The sequence below is a fragment of the Nonomuraea sp. NPDC049625 genome (genome assembly GCF_040675285.1).
Lineage (GTDB): Bacteria > Actinomycetota > Actinomycetes > Streptosporangiales > Streptosporangiaceae > Nonomuraea > Nonomuraea angiospora_A.
On the sequence record NZ_JBFAOQ010000017.1, the window covers coordinates 79,883 to 82,727 of the forward strand.

General features: G+C 69.8%; 3 protein-coding genes. All 3 read left to right on the forward strand.

The window, feature by feature from the left end:
• Positions 1–23: 23 nt before the first annotated feature.
• The 3 genes from AB0J87_RS49785 (at position 24) to AB0J87_RS49795 (ending at position 2,788) form a co-directional block, all read left to right on the forward strand.
• Complete coding sequence (locus AB0J87_RS49785) at positions 24–923, forward strand: ATP-binding cassette domain-containing protein (RefSeq protein WP_363979381.1); 900 nt, start codon at positions 24–26, stop codon at positions 921–923.
• The gene (locus AB0J87_RS49790) at positions 920–1,708 is read left to right on the forward strand and encodes a hypothetical protein (RefSeq protein ID WP_350742342.1); all 789 of its coding nucleotides are present in this window, start codon (positions 920–922) and stop codon (positions 1,706–1,708) included. Before AB0J87_RS49785 ends, AB0J87_RS49790 begins: the two co-directional genes overlap by 4 nt.
• 177 nt (positions 1,709–1,885) lie before the next feature.
• The gene (locus AB0J87_RS49795; RefSeq protein ID WP_363979384.1) at positions 1,886–2,788 is read left to right on the forward strand and encodes a VCBS repeat-containing protein; all 903 of its coding nucleotides are present in this window, start codon (positions 1,886–1,888) and stop codon (positions 2,786–2,788) included.
• Positions 2,789–2,845: the final 57 nt, after the last annotated feature.

Here is a 2,845-nt window from a genome sequence, read left to right on the forward strand (position 1 = left end):
ACCGGTCTCTGGAGGGGCTGGAAATGATTGAAATAACCGGCTTGACGAAACGCTACGGCAATAAAACCGCGGTCGACGGATTGACGTTCGGCGTCCACCCCGGGCGGGTCACCGGATTTCTCGGCCCCAACGGCGCGGGCAAATCCACCACGATGAGGGCCATTCTCGGCCTCGACCGCCTCGACGGGGGAAGTGTGACGGTCAACGGGCGCGCCTACGCGGGCCTGCCCCGGCCGATGCGCGAGGTGGGTGCCCTGCTGGACGCCCGCGCCGTGCACCCCAGGCGCACGGCCCGCAACCACCTGCTCTGCATCGCCCAGACCAACGCCATCCCCGCCCGTCGGGTGGACGAGGTCCTGCGCCTGGTCGGGCTGGAGTCGGTGGCGGGCAAGCGCGCCGGCGGCTTCTCGCTGGGCATGGGGCAGCGGCTCGGCATCGCGGTGGCGCTGCTCGGCGACCCGAAGGTGCTGTTATTCGACGAGCCCGTCAACGGCCTCGACCCCGAGGGCATCAAGTGGATCCGCGAGCTGATGCGGGGACTGGCCGCGGAAGGCCGTACCGTGCTGGTCTCCAGCCACCTGATGAGCGAGATGGCGCAGACCGCCGACCATCTCATCGTGATCGGCAGGGGAAAGCTGATCGCGGACATCGGCATCAGCGAGTTCGTCCGGCAGGGCTCCAACGTGCTGGTGCGGGCCGAGGAGCACGAGCTGCTCGTCCCGCTCCTGACCGAGGCCGGCGCCACCGTCCACCCGGGCGCCGACGGCGCCCTCATCGTCACCGGGCTGGAGCCCAGGGAGATCGGCAAGGCGGCGCTGGCCGCCGGGGTGGTGCTGACGGAGCTGACGCCGCAGCGCTCCCTGGAGCAGGCCTACATGGATCTGACCCGTGACAGCATCGAGTTCCAGGCGAGTGTGGCATGAGCGTGGCCATCGCGGACACGATCCGCTCCGAGTGGACCAAGTTCCGCACGATACCGTCCAACATCCCCACGATCCTCACCGCCGTGGCGCTCATGGTCGGCCTGGGCGCGGCCACCGCCAACGGCGCGGCCGAGGGCTACCTGGCGGCCTCCGCGACCGGCCGGGCGATGTTCGACCCCACCTACATCAGCATGTACGGCGGGTTCCTGTTCGCCCAGATCACCGTGGGCGCGCTGGGCGTGCTCGTGGTGACCCACGAGTACGCCACCGGCCTGATCCGCACCAGCGTGACCGTGGTCCCGCGGCGCGGCCGGCTGCTGGCCGCCAAAGTGGCCACGTTCGGGCTGATCGCCCTGCTGATGGGCCTGGTGGCGGGCTTCGGCGCGTACTTCCTCGGGCAGCGGGTGATCGGGGCGGCCGGCGCGCCCACCGCCTCGCTCGGCCAGCCGGGCGTGCTGCGCGCCATCGTCGGCATGGGCCTGATCTGGGCGCTCGTCGGCCTGGTCGGCGTGGCGGTCGGCGGCCTGCTGCGGGCCACGATGAGCGCCACGACCGTGGTGGTGGCGATCAACTTCATCATCCCCGTCATCACGCCCAGGCTGCTGCCCGACGCGGTCGGCGACTGGGTGACGACGTACTGGCCGATCTCGGCGGGCCTCCAGATCACCACCACTGTGCAGCTGCCGGATCGGATGCTCCCGTGGTCCGGGCTCGGCGTGATGGCCGCGTTCACCGCGGTCCTGCTGTTCGTGGCGTTCGCGCTGTTCCGCTCGCGCGACACCTGAGAGATTCCCCCGCTCCCGGCGCGCGTCACGCGCGCCGGGAATTCGGCGTGCCGTCCGGCCCCGAAGTGGGGCTTGAGCGGCCTCTTTAATGGGCGCTAGGGGTTACCCGCCTTATCCCGGCTCGCGAATACTGATGACGCTTGACCGGGAAATTCTGGCGGGGAGGGGCGTTCAACAATGGCGTCGAGTTTCGCGAACGGCCAGTGCCGTTCCTTCCGCGGCGACGGGCGGCCGGACCTGTTGGTGCGCAACACGGAAACCGGCGAATTGTTCGTCCATCCGCACAGCGGCGAGTTCAACGGGACCGAAACCTACGGCGACCCGGTGAAGATCGGTGACGGCTTCGGCTGGTGGCGGTTCTTCTTCGTCCGCGCCGTCGACGCGACCGGCGACGGGCACGCCGACATCTGCGCGTTCAGCGCCAGCGAGTACGGCATCAACCCCGGCGAGAACGGCGAGCACGGCTTCTTCCTGCTGCGCAACCTGGGCGGCCCCGGCGAGATCGGCCCGTTTGCCGAGCCGATCCGCGTGTCCGGCAAGCGCGACGACGGCCGGGAATGGGAGACGATCGGGTTCGCCGACGTGACCGGCACCGGCCCCGACGACACGTTCGGCAAGGGCAAGGATGCCGGCAACGTGGACGTCTTCCCCCACCGCGACCTGGGGGTCGTGCGGAACGACACCTACGACAAGGACCCGGTGCGGCTCACCGAGGTCGGCGTCGACGACCTTCCCGTCGCCATGGCCGACTTCACCGGCAACGGCAACCTGGACCTGCTGGTCCTCCGCGCGAACGGCGACCTCGACCTGTACGAGTTCGCGGCCCCGCCCGGCACCCCGGCCGCCGCGACCACCGAGGGCACCTGGTACACCGTCGCCCACGGCTGGCAGGACATGCGCCTCGTGACGCTCACCGACATCGACCTGGACGGCCGGCCCGACCTGCTGGGCCTGCGCCCCGACGGAACGCTCGAGGCGTATGTGCACTCCGGGAAGTTCAGGCCCGAGGACCCGCTCGACCTCTTCCGCGAGCCGGTCACCGTCGGCACCGGATTCGGCAAGTACGACGTCATCAGCTGATGGCCCAAGAGCGTTTCCCTGCCCTCTGCTCGCTCCGTCGGAAACTGGATTGGTTCA

Bases quoted from the DNA above. Each gene is read 5' to 3' on its own strand.
- AB0J87_RS49790 (WP_350742342.1), top strand. From the start codon at position 920: ATGAGCGTGGCCATCGCGGACACGATCCGCTCCGAGTGGACCAAGTTC.
- AB0J87_RS49785 (WP_363979381.1), top strand. From the start codon at position 24: ATGATTGAAATAACCGGCTTGACGAAACGCTACGGCAATAAAACCGCG.
- AB0J87_RS49795 (WP_363979384.1), top strand. From the start codon at position 1,886: ATGGCGTCGAGTTTCGCGAACGGCCAGTGCCGTTCCTTCCGCGGCGAC.